The following is a 15,767-nucleotide window of genomic DNA, read 5'->3' as shown; positions in this document are numbered from 1 at the left end:
CACTCCCCCCTTTTCGCGAAATTTACCAGAGACTGGTATTGGAAGCCCGCTTGGCAACGGCATTGACAACCAGGAGCAGCACCAGATTGATCAAGGAATTGAATAGCCCGACCGCCGTGGCGAAACTGTAATTCGCGTTCAGCAACCCGATTTTGTACACATACGTGGAGATGATTTCCGATGTGGACAAGTTCAGCGGATTTTGCAATAAGTACATTTTCTCGAAGCCGAGCGCCATGATGTTGCCTACGCTGAGAATCAGAATGATGACCGCTGCCGGCAAGATCCCAGGAAGATCGACATTCAGGATCTTCTGGAACCGATTGGCGCCGTCCACCTTGGCCGCTTCATATAAGGACGGGTCCACGCCCGCCAGGGCAGCAAGATAAATGACGGCGGAGTAGCCCATGGTTTGCCATACGTCGGACAGCACGTAGATCGTGCGGAACATGCCAGGCTCTCCAAGATAATTGATCGCTTCGAAGCCAAGCGCACCCGCGATCGTATTGACGATCCCAAGACGCGGGGACAAGAACAGCATGATGATGGACACCATGACCACCGTGGAGATGAAATATGGCGCATAGGTGACCATCTGCACGGTTTTTTTGAACCTTGCACTCTTCACCTCGTTCAAGGCCAGCGCTAGCAGAATCGGGATCGGAAACCCGACGATCAATTGATAGAACGAAATGTACAGCGTATTTTTGATCAGCGTCGCGAACGCCGGGTTGCGAAAAAACATCTCGAAGTACTGCGTGCCGACCCATGGACTTCCCCATATCCCTTTCACCACGTTATAGTTCTTGAAGGCAAGCACGGCGTTTGCCATCGGCAAGTACTTGAAGATGATGAAATACAAGACCGGCGGAATGACCAGCAGATACAGCTGCCAATGTCTTCTGAAGCTTCGGGAGGCAAATCTCCCGATTTCCGAGCGTGTATTGCTCGGGGCTCTGACTGTTTTGGACTTGGAAAATAGAGTACTCAGTTCCATCCCTCCTTCGATGAGCAGCTGCCAATGAAGCAGGAACCCTGTTTGGCAGCGCTTTCTTGTGCGTAATCATAAAATTGCACGCTCGGCGCCGTAAAGGCACACTTTCTCCCTCACCGTACAATTTCGGAAACGGATCCTTTCCAAGCGTTGATTTTCCTCGTTTTTTTCATTTGACGGATTCGATAAAAAAACGTCACTCGACACGTCCGATCCATTCGTTTAATGAGGTGCCTGACTCCCCTTCCGTAAAAGACGGCTAGGTCACCGTCTCCTTAATCGGCCATTTGCCGGAACGTGCTCGGCGACACGCCGCGAACCCGCTTGAAGGCCCTCCGAAATGAATGGGCGCTGTTATACCCCACCTGCGCAGCGATTTCGTCAATCGTCAATAGGTTCTGCTGCAGCAGCTCGGCCGCCTTGCCGATCCTCACCAGTTCAATGTAGTCCGAAGGATTCGTTCCCGTATGCTCCTTGAACATTTGGGAGATATACTTTTCTGGCTTGCCAATATGCTCCGCGATACGATAAAGCGTCAGCTCGGTGTCGGAGTAACGCTCGTGGATATAGCGGATGATCTCACTTACGGTCTCGGCATGCATGTCGCATTTTTTCTTCCGGACGTCCATGCATATATCATGAATAAGCTTTCCGAATCTGTCCCTGAGCTGATCGACCCCGTCCGTTGACGAAACGGCAGCGATCTGTTCCTTGATATGGTCGGTCAACGACTCGTCGTGGAATATTTTTTGTTCGGCCAGCTTTAAAAAGGTTCCCTTCAGCTCCGTCACAAACTGCTGCGTCATATCGTACGACAGCTCCCTTTCTTCAAAGTTCCGGCTGAACAGCTGGTCAAGAAGACGGTAGGTTTCCTCCAGTTCACCCGCCTTAAGCGTATTGAGCATTCGCTGTTCGGATTCAATCGGATAATAGTACAGCTCCGTTGCTTTCATCGCATCCTCGAACCGGGTGATGCCGACTGCCCTGGTGTGGACGGCATATTCCAGTGCTTGCTGCGCTTCGTTGAACGAGTCGGCTACGCCGTTCCACGCGTCGAACGCCGAACCCAGCCCGATCGTGATCGACAATCGATGCTGCCGATATACGGCATCGACCAGTTCGAGCAAACCGGCTTCCAGGCGGCGATTTAGCTCTCCGGCAAGCACATGCACGAAAGCGATCTGGTCCGAACCCCAGTCCGTAACCAGCACATCGGGTTCCAGCCGGCTCAAGGCCTGCCGGACGATCAACCGGGCGACGCTGAGTTCCTGGATGATTTCCTCACTGTCGGCGCTGCCATATCCGGCAACTTTCAGAATGCCTGCACGTCCATGCTCGCCGCGGAGCCGGACTCCGGTTTGACCGGAAACCGCCTCGAGCTCGCGCAGCGTATAGAAGTCGCCTGTCAGCAGCCGCTTGATGAACGCATCCCTAAGCAGCGGGAGCTGATCGTTCAGTGAAGACTCCAGCAATTTATTGTTTGCGATCAGCGCCGCGATATTGCCGGCCAGAAAATCATACTCATTGCCGATCTTTTCCCGAGAAACGTGGTTTTGTTCGCGAAATACAGACAGTAGCGAATGGACCTTAGCACTGTGCCGGTACGCGAGCACAAGTCCGATCAGCAAACCGATAATCAGCGCTGCCAGCGTAAATGTCGTCGTAACCTTCTGGATTCTGTCGGCCTTCGTCATCAGCGCCTGCTCGGGTATTCCGGCCATATAGGCCCAGCCGTTCAGGTCGGACCGGATGGAGATCAACAGCCGTCCGTCGCCCGTGGGGCTGACCTCGCCGTTCTCATCGGAAGAAGCTTCGGTGAAGCGCTTGGCCTCCTCTTCTCCGATGCCGCGGGACAGAATCAATCTGCCTTCCCGGTCCGCAACCAACGCCCAGCCCCCGTATTGGTCCACGATATTTTGCAGCAGGCTGCCCATATGATCTTCATCGATCAGTACGCCGATCATCGCCTGCGGATTGTTAAAGCTGTTAAGCGGGATCGATTGCAGAAACGTGACGGCCGGCGTCTCGACAAACACCGTATCGCGGATTTCCCGCCTATATTTTTTAAGCGGAACCATCTCATTCAGATGAGGTTTCTTTAATACAGCCTCCTCCCATTCCTCGAACGTCATTCCTTCAAGCCGATTCGCCTCGTAATAATGCTCGGGCCGGTAATAGACGGTATTCGGCGTAATAATCGCGTTATAATTACGTATGTAGATGAAGAAATTGGAGAGGTAATCATTCGTGCTGCTGTACATGGACAGGCTGCGCTGCATGCGTCCCAAGCCGTAAACGTTGTTGCTGTCGAGCAGCTTGGGATCAGCGATCAGACGATATAGATCCTGATTGATCGCAAGCTGCTTCGTGAAGGTTTCCACCTCCACCAGATGACGCTCGATGATCTCTTTTCCCAGATTCAAGGAACTCAGGCTGTTTTCGATTGAGCTTGCTTTCGCCACTTCAATCGAAGTCCTGTACGATGCATAGCCCGCAATTTGGGGGATCAGGAGCACGATCAAGTAGGAAATCAGAAATCTGCGGAACACCGGGGAGAACTTGGACCATAAACGCTGCATATGTACCCTCCTCAATAGAAAGCGCTTTCAAAGTAAGGCAATACGATGATACACTTGACTGTTCGCAAGAAAAAGGTACAATTCCTTCCTCGGGGTACAATTGCTTACGATTGCTATAGGCTAGGAGCGAAATGACATCCAACCGTTTAGGGCTGAAATTTCGGATCAAATCCAGCCCAGAACAAAGAGCTGTCCGTCCAAGTCGCCTGCAAGACCTGGAGACAGCTCTTTGTCAAAACTGCTGCTTTATCATTGATACCAGAACCGTGGACGATAGATTACCGCCCGAGTTCGCCTACAAAGGTCGTAACGCTCTGCGCGGGAAGATGGGCCCAGAAGTTGCTCCCCGTTACATTGAGAGTCGTACCGGGTTGAAGATTGCTGCTGCCGCTCGTGATCCACCTTGATACCTGCGAAACCGATCCGTTTTGCAGCACAAAGTTCTGATTGACCCCGGCGCTGCTCCGGTTAATCGCAACGATAACGATTTTGTTGTCACCTTTATAGGCTGATACGTAAACGTTGGATTCAGGATTTTTCGTGGCATCCACCCTGACATAGCCGGGGCGGACAAATTTGGAGAAATGAGCCATATTGTAGCCGCGTTTGCTGATCGTGCCGTCCTCCTTCATCGGACCGTAAGATCTGCGGATATACCACCACACGTAGGCTTGAAAATCGCCTTCTACCAGCGCATTGTGGATGTGATAGGACACGTCAAGGGCTTCAGGCCAGCGATCCGCCGAGTTGTTGTCGCTGTTCGGGTAGTATACCTCCGTCATCCAGAGATCTTTTCCCGCTCCTTTTTGTTTGAATAGCGGATAAGCGAAATTGCTAATCGGGGTCCCGTACAGATGAGCGCCGAGAATATCCATATTGGCAAGCGCCTGGGGATCATTCAAAATCGGATCCGACATATTTTTCAGATACTGGAACGATTCCGGCGCGATGACTCTCGTGTTGATCGATCCGGCATTTTCTTTCATAAACCGAAGCATTTCCTGCGGTGTCCACCACGTCCAGTCATGTGCATAATCGGGCTCGTTTTGGACGGATATCGCATACAGATCGACGCCATTGTTTCTCATATACGTCACGAAATCGTTAAGATGCTGGGCATACGCGGCATACTTGTCGTAACGAAGCCGCTTTGCCGACGTATCGCCGTTGTGGTTGAAGGTCTCGACCATATCGGCCGGCGGATTCCAAGGGGAAGCAAATACGATGGCTCCAAGGGCAATGGCCCGTTTGGCCGTCTCCAGCTCACGATGCCACTGATTTCGGTCTTCATGCACGTAGATTCTTAATATTGAGAAACCTAACTGATTCGCCCCGTTTCCGAATGCGGTATCTCTCTGTGCTGCCGTCAAATCGCCGATCCATGCCGGGTGGTTGATGCCTCCGAATCCGCGAATCACTTGCTTCTCCGAGGAAACATTGATGACGGCATCGCTGGCTGCGGCAATATTGCCAGGTGCAACCAGAATGGACAAAGCGATGGCAAGAGACAAACATACGCATAAGTATTTCTTAAACCGTAAACTCATGAGACTGCTCCTCTCGAATTTTTTTGGCTCCTCAAACCAAGGTCACGCGTTGAATAAATATTCAGCCGGTCAATTCCATTCCATTGCTTGCTCCTCTAACAATCGCTTTATCGCTTTGGATGCCACAACGAAAAGCTCCGGATTCGTGAATCCCTCGAATTTTCCGGCGGCGCGCAGATGCGGCTCCAACGACATAAACCCTGAAAATCGCCTGCGGCTGAGCTCATGAATGAGCTCGCGGAGCTCACCGTCGCCATCGCCTGCCGGTACGACGGTCCCCTTCCCCATGATGGCGTCTTTCACATGAATATACGACGCATACCCGCCTACCAGTGGATAGGCCTCATTGAAGGGCTTCACGCCGCACTGCACGAAATTCGCCGGATCAAAGGCTGCCCGCAAATGGAAGGATGAAACCGTTTGGAGCAGATCCAAACATCGCTCGCCGGTGTCTCCATAAATATGGCTTTCATTCTCATGAAGCAGGACCACGCCTTCGCGTTCAGCCAATTGAGCGAGTCGTTGCATGCGCCGTATCACTTCAGGCCGATGCTTCTCGTAGTCCCCGTCCGGAATGTAAAAGGAGAACACGCGTACAAAAGGCGCCTGGAAAAACTTAGCTAGACGTACGGCGCGCCGAGCGTCCTCGAGATGGGTTTCAAAGTCGTCGGTGATTTGGATTTTCCCGATCGGCGAGCCGATCGAGGAGACTCCGACCTTCCGCTCCGCTAATCGTTCTTTCACGGTCAACGCTTCCTCTTCCGTCAGCTGCAGCACATTTTTGCCCCAAACGCCTCGAAGCTCAAGATAACGGATGCTTTCGGATTCCAGGACATCCAGCTGAACATCCAAATCCGGGGATATCTCGTCTGCAAATCCGGTTAACGTAATCATTGGACCCTTCCCTTTCTTAATGGATGATTTCACATGATCAAGCGGCGATACATTGGGAAATGACCATCCAACCACAGGTTGTAAATGTTCATGTGGACATTACAATTTGTTTAAAAAGGAGGCGATATCCGCATGGAGCTTGAATATCACCCACATCTCGTACCGAATATTTTTCTGTTCGTGGACCGCAAATGTTATCCGGATTGGAGAATACAGAAGGCCCGGATCGGGTTTCACGATTTGACGTTCGTCGTTGATGGCCGGGCAAACTACTACATTGACGGCAAAAAATTTGCAGTTGAGGCGGGCGATCTGGTGTACGTTCCGGGTGGAAGCGTACGGGAAGCCCATACGTGCAAGGAATCTCCCATGCATGCGTATCCTTTCAATTTTTTCTGGGCCGAACCGCACAATCATATCCGGCTTCCGTTTGGCGTCGTAACGAAGAAATTGATCACCAAGGAGATACTTGCCTACATCCGGGAGTTCAACCACGTGTGGATGAATAAACAACCGTTTTATATGATCCATGCCCGTGCATTGTTCGAACTCATTCTCCACCGGCTGCTTCACGGCATGCATCGCCAAACGATCATGCATATGGACCCGCGGATCAAGAAGCTGACCGCCATCATCGAAGAACACTATGCGGAAGACTTGTCGTTTAACGACTTCGCCGAGCAGTTCAACCTCCATCCCGTTTATTTAGGGAAACTATTCAAAAAGAATACCGGTTCGACCTACAAGGAATACCTGCAGCGGGTACGCGTGAATAACGCTGAGATCATGCTGATGGCCGGCGGCGTTACCGTGACGGAAGCCGCCGAATCCTGCGGCTTTCAAGATCTTTCCTATTTCAGCAAAGTGTTCAAGGAAGCGAAAGGCTATCCACCGTCTGCCATTAAGAAGCATTGACTTGGAATCGCTTCCATCTGTAGCGCCGTACCTGACTCATCCCTTCAAAATGACGGGAGTACTGGCTGTGATTCCAATTGAGACCACGTTTACTTTTTCCAAACCGCATCAATCGCTGCCTGGAACGGCCCTTTATATTTCTCGACGACCGTCGATACCGGGATGCCTTCCATGATTTCCCCTATAAATTCGTAATAAGGCATCGATGGGTATCCGCTCTCGGTATCGATCACTTTAATGCTCTCACCGGCCAGCTTGGCATTCTGAATATCGTCCTCGTTGCTGAATAAAGTCTCCAGCGTAGATTGTTTCGGATAGTCGTAGATCGAGTCGATATCGTTGATTTTCTCGTAAATATAAACCAGACGTTCGGGATGCTCCACGGCGCTTGGAATCGTCAGGTAATTCGGGATCGTATTATGCGAATGGTAGCTTGATGCGCTTGGCCCTTTCGGAAATGGGAGAAATCCGATATCGTAATCCGGCATGTCCTGCTTGAAGTTTTCCATTTCATAATCGCTGCCTGCAACCATCAATGTGTTGCCTTGGCGGAAAAATTGGCCCGGCTCGGTCCAGTCTCCCCCTTCCGTTGGTCTCCCAACCGACTCGGTTGCGAGGCGCGACAAGAAGTTCAGCACCTCCAAGGTTTTGGGATCCTCAAGACCTTGCTTATCTAGAATGACCAGATTCGCTTCGTTCGAGGCCATTGCGGGAACCAGCAAGGAAGCGGATGCAAGCCCCCAAATATCCAATTTGCCGTCGTTATTGGAATCTTTGTTCGCTTCTTTCGCGACCTGAATGAACGTATCCCAGTTCCAGTTGTCCTCGTTGACGTATTCCTGCAATGGCTTCATGCCCAATTGATTCATTAACGTGCGGTTATAGAAAATGCCGGATGACGCGCCGTTGATGCCCGTCCTGAACCCGTAGCCCCTTCCTTCGTATTGGGAGTACTCGTTCGTGTACTGCTGGATGAATACCTTCTCGTTCTTCGTGTATTCATCCACCGGCGCGAACAGACCTTGATTGACCAGCGTCGGAATCATCCATGGCCTCGCTACCCGGATAATGTCGCCGATCGGTTCGCCCGCCACCAGCGAGGCTGTCACCTTATCCTGGTACTCGCCGAAATCCACGATCACGTATTCCATTTTAAAATTATGTTTTTTCATCAGCTCTTCCAAGTTACGTTTCCGTTTAATGTTGTCAGGATTGTCTTCCTGAATCGATTCATCATACCAGGACACCCATTTGATGGTTCGGCCTCCCATATCAAATTCCATTTCCGGCGTGCCGGTTAATTCTTCCTCGCTGCTTGATTCGTTTGTCGGCTGCTCGTTTGTCGCTTCCGCAGGCGCGTTGACGGCCTCTTCCGCTTTGCCGGGCTGGACTGTCTTCGCGTCGCCGCCCGAGCCGCTGCTGCATGCCGTCATGATCACCAGAATCAGGCTGCAGAACAGCAGACTGATCTTACGCATCCACATGCGTTAATTCCCCCCTTAATTTTTGGCTGCATGAATATGCAGCGCTTTCATTTTGATGCTCACCAAGATCATATAACTGCTTGCGAAAACGAACCATAGAGAAACTAAACACGATTTGTAATTACTAAAAGTGTTGATGCTCTGGGCAACGCAAAGGGCCGGAAAGTGGAAAGCGCATGAGCGTCGGCTATACGGTGTGCCCGATCTGAATCCATCATTGGAAAGGATTAACCTCGGGTTCACGTCGTCAAAATGCAAAAGAAGCGCTGCGTACCCGCACACGGGAACACGGCGCTTCTTTTGTTCTTCATGTTCTTGTCAATTCGCACACAGAAAAGTTGTTGTTCCGTCAGCCTTCCGCCAATGCTTCCACCAGCACATCCAGGTATACGGACGCAAGCGCTGGATCCAGGTCCTTCTCTTCCGTCAAGCCCAGCATCGGTTCACCGTCAACGTCGAAATGCACGCGACGGAGACCCGAGCAGCGAGGCTCTCCGATGCCTGGACGAGCGTGATATACGCTCCAGATCGTTCCTTCCTCGTCCTTCACATAAGAATTGTGTCCCGGTCCGTATTCGCCCGGCATGCTTCTTGAGGTTAGCAGCGGGTAATTTCGCTTCGTCCATTGGTTCGGGTCAAGCAAATCAGCGTCAGAATTGACGCTGAGCATGCCGACGCAATACGTGGCATCGACCAGAGCACCGGATATCGTCACGAAGATCTTCCGGTCTGTCATGAGTGCAAAGGGCCCTTCCTCCACGAACGTTTGATTGTTCGCCCAGCCGTATTCGGGCTTGGACAGCAGGACAGGCTCCGATATCAGTCTCCACGGTTTCCTCGGATCCGCCTCGGCGATATAGATCCACGAGCCCAGGTCATGCGGTACCAATTCCCTTTGCGCCCAGAGCACATATAAACGGCCTTTCCGCTCTAATACGGTCATGTCCAGCGTTATGCCGGCTTGAAACAGCGGGCTTCCGTCATGCCTGGCGACCCGGATCGGCGTCCCCCAATCCGCAGCAGTTCTCGGATTGCCGCCCTTCTTTAACCGCATAACATGCGATTGAATGTCTTTGAACTCGCCGCTGCTGCCGGCAAGAAAAATATACAGCTCGCCGCCGATGCCATGAAGTTCAGGAGCCCACAGAAATCGCTTCAGATGATCATACATGCCTGTATCCAGGATTTTGGTTTCTTCTGCCGAGGCCAGACCGATGATGGAATCCGACTCCCGGATCGATATCGTATGGTTGCCGTCGGCATCATTGGTCGCGACAAAATAATACCTTCCGTCCCACTGCGCAATGCATGGGTCGGCACGGTTCGTCGCCATCGGAAATGTATAGCGATCCTGCCGAATGCTTCCTGAAATGCGATAAGTTCCGGGACGGCTCCAATCGATTTCGGACGCATCCCACTCAATCGGCTTGATCGCGGTTGTGCCGTCACTGTATATCGCCGTCACTTTAACGGCTTGCAACTGTTCTTTGGACGAAACCGTAACGCGCTCCGGCAGTTCATTACGCACATGAACCGGTACCGTAAGCTTATGAATCAGCCTCTGAGCCACGCCTCGCGGTACACGTATCGCATTGCGGGCCACTGCTCCTTCAATGGCGACGCGTCTTGGGCTTAGTGTGAAAGCTTCGCACGGCTTCGGCTTGGCAGCGTCGTTCGGGCATGTCACGTCCGCCATTTCCCTTTGATAATACCTTCCGTCTTCTTCACGCCAACGTAGGATATACCTTCGAGAAGCATGTTCATATTCGCACATGATATCTTGTACATGAAGCCCGTTCGTTAGGTTCAACAGACCGAGCTCCCGATACTGCAGCAAGTCCGGGGAAGTGAACAAAAGCACCGAGCCCTTGCTTTGCTGATCGGGAGAACCGTCCGCTTCCGTCCGAATGGCCAGTACGCCAAAGTTTCCGTCAGCCATGTGGAACAGGTACGGATTCTTCAAACTCTTGGCGGACAGCGTGCCGTTTGAGAGCTCGGCGGCTTTAGCGAACAGTACCCCCGAGTTATGATTAAGCTCCCGATAAATCATCCCGTCATCGGTGTAAGCGAGATGCATGCTGTATGCAAGCTTCGGGGAATAGATTTCCGGTTCAAGCGGTTCTCTCGTATAGCAGAGAACGCTGTGAATTTCATTTTCCATACGCTGCTCCTTCCCTCCTAACGGATATTGTATTTCAAGCTTTCTCCTAAGATGAGCATCCAGATTACCTGCACAAATTCATTGCAATGCACTGCAACCCTTGTGTTGGCGGCGTTATACCACCGCGGAAGGATCGCTCTTGCGGGACATGCCGCGCTGGGCGGAGATCAGATTGTAGTAAATTCCCTGCTTCTTCATCAATTCGCGATGCGTGCCGATTTCGGCGATCCGCCCCTTGTCAAGGACGATAAGCCGGTCGGCATTTCGCAGCGTAGAGAGACGATGCGCGATAGCGATCGTCGTGCGATTCTTCGTCGCCCGTCTCAGTGCCTCCTGGATGGCCGCTTCCGTCTCGATATCAAGCGAAGCCGTCGCCTCGTCCAGAATGAGGATTCGCGGATCGTTCAGCACGGCCCTCGCGATGGCGATCCGCTGACGCTCGCCTCCCGACAGATTGTTCCCGTTCTCTTCCAGCCTAGTGTCGTAACCGTCAGGCAAGCTGATGATAAAATCGTGCGCGTTGGCGATTTTGGCCGCCTCGATAACCTCTTCCGGCTTCGCGCCCGGCTTCGAGTACTGAATATTCTCCGCGATCGTCCCGCTGAACAGGAACGTCTCCTGAAGCACGACCCCGATTTGCGAGCGCAAATCCTCCTGCCGAATCTTCCGGATATCGATGCCGTCAATCCGAATCTCCCCTTCGTTTACATCATAGAAACGGGAAATCAGATTGATCGTCGTCGATTTGCCCGATCCGGAATGGCCGACGAGTCCGATCATCTCCCCCGGCTTCACGGTGAGGTTGATCTCCTTCAGAACAGGCTCATACGATCGATATCCAAAAAAAACGTCGCGGAACTCGATCGAGCCCCGAATCCGGTGGCCCACCGCGTTGTTTGCATCCATGACTTCCGGCTGCTCGTCGATTACCGAGAATACGCGATGCATCGAAATGACCGCATTCGCGATCCAGCGCGGCATGAACATCAGCCAGGAAATCGGCCCGAAAATCATGGCGGCATAAGCGCTGAACTGGATCAGCTCGCCTACGTTCATCTCCCGGCCGATAATCATGTAGCAGCCGATCAGAAGTACGAGATATTGGCCGATCTGAATCAAATAATTCGAGATCGGCGATAAAATGCTGTACAACTTCTCGCTTTTCAACGCAGCAGCAGCGAATTCGCCGTTATATGTCCGGAATCTGCGAATCTCCCGCTCTTCCTGGCCGAAAGCCTTCACGACCCGAATGCCGCTGAGGACATCGTGAAGAAACGAGTTTGCCTTGTCGGAGATGCGCCACTGCTTGTGAAACAGCCTGTTTAGGACATGCCTCCAAATATAGTAGTGCAAATAACCAACGAATGGAGCCGGAAGCAGCACGATCAGCGCCAGCCGCCAATCGGCCGAAAAAAGCAGCGTCGCTGAAGCGATCAGGATGAGCAGTTGGTGGATGGCCGTCGTGCACATTTCCTGAATCAAGTGGCGGATGCGGTCCGTATCGGCCGTCACTCTGTTCATCAGGTCTCCCGCTCGCTGGGACGTCAAAAATCCGAGCGACATGCTCTGAATCCGATCGAACACCGTTTTGCGCAAGTCGGCCGCAATGCCCGTACTGACGCTGGCCATGATCCGGTTTCTGGCAATGCCGAGCAGCTCCCCGAAAGCCATGGTGAACAGCATCCCAAGGAGTGCAAGCCAAAATACCCTTACGCTGGCCTCTTGTCCGGAAGGGGGGAGCAGCGCCGCGTTGACCAGCAGCTTCTGGAAGTAAGGCCCGGCCATCGCCAACGCCGAGGCAGCGATAAGGACACCTAGTCCAAGCATCAAGCTTCGCCAGTGTCTTTTGGATGTGAGAAGCAGTCGTTTGAATGCAGCTGCCTTGCTCATGCATCTGGGACACACCCGCGTACCCGGGACGAGCGCGCTTCCGCATGCCGCGCAAACCGGATCCCCTTCGTCACGATAAATCCGGACGGGGCGATTGGCGGCCATATCGTTCAAGATTTGAGCGATATAGCCGTACCTGGACGCATGCTGCATCGTCACCCTGACGATGATTCGTTTCGTCCCGTTCTCCGTGGCTTCAAGCACCGCATTGCCAACGAACGGCACCAGATGATAATCGCAGGCGTCCGCGATGTTCCCGTGATCCCGCACTTGGCCATCCCGCACATGCGCCCACCTGCCGCTGCCGATCGCCAGGTATCCCTCCACCCGCCGCCCATCCAGCGACAGGTCGGCAGGGACGCAATAGTCGATCTCCTCTCCGATGACTTGCCGTGCTGCCGCGAAATTCTGCTCCGAAAGCGTGAAGTTTAAATTCATCGATATTCCTCCGTTGCCGCCGTCTACAATCTCGTTTCGATCATGCGGTATTCCTTGTCGCTAAGCTGATCCACGTGCGGGATGACGAACCGGTTCCCGTCGACGTCGATGATCAGCAGGCGGTTCTCCGCTGCAAACTTGACGCTGCCGCTGCCGTTCCGCACCGTGAACCGGCACCGTCCGGCAGTCGTTTCAACTTCCCAATAGGAATAGCCGAACTCCTCGCTTACGGCAATCACCTTGGTAATTTCCGGCGTAAAATAACGGATCTTCAGCTGCCTTTCAATGATAGAAGCCGTGCTTTGTGGAAAATCGTCAAGATAGCGGATCAAACCGATCTCCTTGTTGTCCGCCGTTCGAATCGACAAGAAAGAGTGCTGGTTCGTATGCGGGAAGGAACAATGAACGTAAACCGGCGAGTGCACCTCGCCTTTGGTCCAGACGGACAGCAGATGGCCCGTCGTCTCCGCAAATTCCGAATTGCTCGGTGTCAAATATCGGATGCCCGCGGCATCCGCCAGTTCCATTCCCCGGTGCTCTTCAATCCTCATGCGATGATTTCCCCTTTCATTTTAAGCGCTTCATCATGTTTGCGAACAAGCTCCCGATAGATGCCCTCTCTCGCCATCAGCTGGTCATGCGTGCCCGCTTCAACGACGGCGCCCTTGTCCATCACGACCAGATAATCGGCTTGCCTTAGCGTGGACAGCCGGTGGGCGATCGCGATCGTCGTCCGTCCTTTGACGAGCGAATCGAGCGCCTCCTGGATTTGCAGCTCCGTCTCGGTATCAAGCGAAGCGGTTGCCTCGTCGAGAATGAGCACCTTCGGGTTGTGCAGCACGGCCCGCGCGATCGACAGCCGCTGCTTCTCCCCGCCGGACAAGCTGTAGCCGCCCGAGCCGATCTCCGTATCGTAGCCGTCCGGCAACTTTTGGATGAAATCATGCGCATTCGCGATTTTGGCCGCATGCAGAATGTCCTCCATCTGGCAATCGGGATCGGCGTACGCGATATTTTCTGCGATGGTGCCAGTAAATACATAGATATCCTGAGAGACGATGCCGATATGACGACGCAGTGAAGCAACCGAAAGCTCCTTGACATTGACGCCGTCGATCCGGATCTCTCCCGCGGTTACGTCGTACAATCGTGACACGAGATTGACCAGCGTCGACTTCCCAGCCCCTGAATGGCCGACGACGCCGATCATTTGCCCGGGTCTCGCGCGCAGGGACACCTGCTTCAAAATCGGTTTGTTCGGCTCATAGCCGAACGAAACGTTGTCGATCTCGATGTCGCCTTTCATTATCACTAATGAAACGGCTCCGGGACGCTCTGCTACGCTAGGTACGGCGTCCTGGATCTCGAAGATACGCTGCGCAGCCGCCATGCAATTGGACCACCAGCCGATAATATTATTCATGAACTGAATCGGCCCGTACAGCATCATCATATAGTTGACGAACGTAAGCACTGAGCCAAAAGACATCCGGCCTTGCATCACGTACCAACCGCCGAACGCCCAGATCAATATTCCGCCCGCCTGCGTTAGAAAATTGAGAATCGGAAACACGGTTCCGCTCCATTTATTAAAGCGCTGCTCGGCTCCGGAGAATGCATCGTTTGCCTGCTGAAAGCGGCCGATCTCTACCTGTTCTTTACCGAATGCCTTGACGACTCGCGAGCCGCGAACCGAATCGCTGATGATCGAATTCAGAGCGCTTACCTTGCGGTGCCTCCGCCATGACAAGCGCCACAGCTTCGGGAACGCAGTCCGGACAAGCCAGAAGACCAGCGGCATCGGCAGCAGGCAGATCAGCGTAAGCCGCCAATCCATCCACAGGAGCACGGCAATGATGCCGATTATATTCATCGCATTCACGATGAAGTAGGAGAGCCCGTCGACGAAAAAATATTGCAATTCCTGTGCATCGTTGTTCACGCGAGTCATAAGATGGCCGGTCTGCCTTCGCATAAAAAAATCGAGCGACAACCGCTGTAACGAGGTAAATACCGCCGCTTTCAAATCGAAGGCAACCTTTGCCGCCAGCTTTGCGATGATGGTGCCGAACAAGATGCCGAACAACAGCGACAGCGTTCGGAATGCGAGAATGATCACGATGACCAGACCGATCCGCCCCGCAAAAGCGCCATTGCCGGCAAGCGCCTGGTCAAACAGCACGGTGCCCTGGAAATAAGGAATGACGAGACCGGTCGCCGAGTTCAGCAGCATAAACAACACGATAAAAAAAATGGACAGCCTATACTTACCTGCAAATGACAGCAAACGTGCGAATACCGCATGCCTCTTCATGCATTTCGGACAGAATGGCCTGCCTTCTTCGGGGTACATCAATCCGCATGTCGGGCATGAGGCCCCGTCCGATTTTCCGTCAATTTCGAAGGCTTCAAACGGCTCGTTGTTCTTCAATTTATCGAAGGCTTGCGCAAACCGGACGGCCTGATTCATATGACCGTTTGTGAATGCACCGATCACTCGCTCCTCCTTCTCCTTGGCAACGACCATGCCGGAAGCGACCAGATTAACGATGGTCAAGGCTTCGAGTCGTTCGAGGGGAATGCGTTCCCAAGCCCAATCGGCGGAACCCTCTTGCTCCGGCTTGCCGGCAGCTTTGCGCCGGCCGGCTGCATAACCCGAAAACGTCTTCTCCTTCGTAACGCCGCTGCCGCAAAAGATGTGGAGGTGTTTTCGGGACAATACGAGATAGCTTTCTGAAAAACCGCCGTCCGGCAGCCGGTCACACTCCATCCCGTGCAGGAGATCAGCAGCTTTTATACCGTTTTGGTCCAAAATGGACACAATGTCCTTCGGCAATAACGTCATGATTTTACCCTTTCGTTTTT

10 protein-coding genes are annotated in these 15,767 nt (G+C 52.9%); 1 reads left to right on the top strand and 9 read right to left on the bottom strand.

The features are described 5' to 3' along the window. Nucleotides 1-22 precede the first annotated feature (22 nt). The 4 genes from MKX76_RS05865 to MKX76_RS05850 form a co-directional block, all read right to left on the bottom strand. Nucleotides 23-997: an ABC transporter permease gene (locus tag MKX76_RS05865; protein ID WP_341033208.1), complete on the bottom strand. Its 975-nt coding sequence runs from the start codon at nucleotides 995-997 to the stop codon at nucleotides 23-25. A gap of 272 nt (nucleotides 998-1,269) precedes the next feature. Beyond that, nucleotides 1,270-3,573, bottom strand: coding sequence for a helix-turn-helix domain-containing protein (locus MKX76_RS05860; RefSeq protein WP_341033207.1), 2,304 nt, complete (start codon nucleotides 3,571-3,573; stop codon nucleotides 1,270-1,272). A 278-nt stretch (nucleotides 3,574-3,851) separates the two neighbouring features. Next, the gene (locus tag MKX76_RS05855; protein ID WP_213615431.1) at nucleotides 3,852-5,120 is read right to left on the bottom strand and encodes a glycoside hydrolase family 30 beta sandwich domain-containing protein; all 1,269 of its coding nucleotides are present in this window, start codon (nucleotides 5,118-5,120) and stop codon (nucleotides 3,852-3,854) included. Nucleotides 5,121-5,189: 69 nt separating this feature from the next. After that, nucleotides 5,190-6,014, bottom strand: a complete 825-nt coding sequence (locus MKX76_RS05850; protein ID WP_341033206.1) for a sugar phosphate isomerase/epimerase family protein — start codon at nucleotides 6,012-6,014, stop codon at nucleotides 5,190-5,192. 132 nt (nucleotides 6,015-6,146) lie between these two features. On the opposite strand from MKX76_RS05850, the gene MKX76_RS05845 reads away from it, so the two are divergent. After that, on the top strand, nucleotides 6,147-6,929 hold the full coding sequence (locus MKX76_RS05845; RefSeq protein WP_341033204.1) for an AraC family transcriptional regulator: 783 nt from the start codon (nucleotides 6,147-6,149) through the stop codon (nucleotides 6,927-6,929). An 89-nt stretch (nucleotides 6,930-7,018) separates the two neighbouring features. On the opposite strand, the gene MKX76_RS05840 is transcribed toward MKX76_RS05845, so the two are convergent. From MKX76_RS05840 to MKX76_RS05820, 5 genes are all read right to left on the bottom strand, one after another. Beyond that, nucleotides 7,019-8,413 carry an ABC transporter substrate-binding protein gene (locus MKX76_RS05840; protein WP_341033203.1) on the bottom strand — a complete coding sequence of 465 codons (1,395 nt, stop codon included), beginning with the start codon at nucleotides 8,411-8,413 and terminating at the stop codon, nucleotides 7,019-7,021. 349 nt (nucleotides 8,414-8,762) lie between these two features. Next, nucleotides 8,763-10,574 (bottom strand): family 43 glycosylhydrolase, encoded by a 1,812-nt coding sequence (locus MKX76_RS05835; RefSeq protein ID WP_341033202.1) that lies wholly within the window; start codon nucleotides 10,572-10,574, stop codon nucleotides 8,763-8,765. Between the two features lie 114 nt (nucleotides 10,575-10,688). After that, entirely contained in the window at nucleotides 10,689-12,902 is a 2,214-nt protein-coding gene (locus tag MKX76_RS05830) for an ABC transporter ATP-binding protein (RefSeq protein WP_341033200.1), read from the bottom strand. Between the two features lie 23 nt (nucleotides 12,903-12,925). Next, a complete protein-coding gene (locus tag MKX76_RS05825) occupies nucleotides 12,926-13,453 on the bottom strand; it encodes a DUF1854 domain-containing protein (protein WP_341033197.1) in 528 nt (175 codons plus the stop codon). Then, nucleotides 13,450-15,747, bottom strand: a complete 2,298-nt coding sequence (locus tag MKX76_RS05820) for an ABC transporter ATP-binding protein (protein ID WP_341033196.1) — start codon at nucleotides 15,745-15,747, stop codon at nucleotides 13,450-13,452. The genes MKX76_RS05825 and MKX76_RS05820 overlap by 4 nt, the downstream gene beginning before the upstream one ends. Nucleotides 15,748-15,767 lie beyond the last annotated feature (20 nt).

The sequence above is a fragment of the Paenibacillus sp. FSL R5-0810 genome (genome assembly GCF_038002285.1).
GTDB classification, from domain to species: domain Bacteria; phylum Bacillota; class Bacilli; order Paenibacillales; family Paenibacillaceae; genus Paenibacillus_AQ; species Paenibacillus_AQ lactis.
Note: the sequence above shows the minus strand (reverse complement) of the source record. Positions and strands in the feature narration are given on the sequence as shown.

Excerpts from the sequence above, each read along its gene's own strand:
- MKX76_RS05865 (WP_341033208.1), bottom strand. The coding sequence starts at position 997 with ATGGAACTGAGTACTCTATTTTCCAAGTCCAAAACAGTCAGAGCCCCG.
- MKX76_RS05860 (WP_341033207.1), bottom strand. The coding sequence starts at position 3,573 with ATGCAGCGTTTATGGTCCAAGTTCTCCCCGGTGTTCCGCAGATTTCTG.
- MKX76_RS05855 (WP_213615431.1), bottom strand. The coding sequence starts at position 5,120 with ATGAGTTTACGGTTTAAGAAATACTTATGCGTATGTTTGTCTCTTGCC.
- MKX76_RS05850 (WP_341033206.1), bottom strand. The coding sequence starts at position 6,014 with ATGATTACGTTAACCGGATTTGCAGACGAGATATCCCCGGATTTGGAT.
- MKX76_RS05845 (WP_341033204.1), top strand. The coding sequence starts at position 6,147 with ATGGAGCTTGAATATCACCCACATCTCGTACCGAATATTTTTCTGTTC.
- MKX76_RS05840 (WP_341033203.1), bottom strand. The coding sequence starts at position 8,413 with ATGTGGATGCGTAAGATCAGTCTGCTGTTCTGCAGCCTGATTCTGGTG.
- MKX76_RS05835 (WP_341033202.1), bottom strand. The coding sequence starts at position 10,574 with ATGGAAAATGAAATTCACAGCGTTCTCTGCTATACGAGAGAACCGCTT.
- MKX76_RS05830 (WP_341033200.1), bottom strand. The coding sequence starts at position 12,902 with ATGAATTTAAACTTCACGCTTTCGGAGCAGAATTTCGCGGCAGCACGG.
- MKX76_RS05825 (WP_341033197.1), bottom strand. The coding sequence starts at position 13,453 with ATGAGGATTGAAGAGCACCGGGGAATGGAACTGGCGGATGCCGCGGGC.
- MKX76_RS05820 (WP_341033196.1), bottom strand. The coding sequence starts at position 15,747 with ATGACGTTATTGCCGAAGGACATTGTGTCCATTTTGGACCAAAACGGT.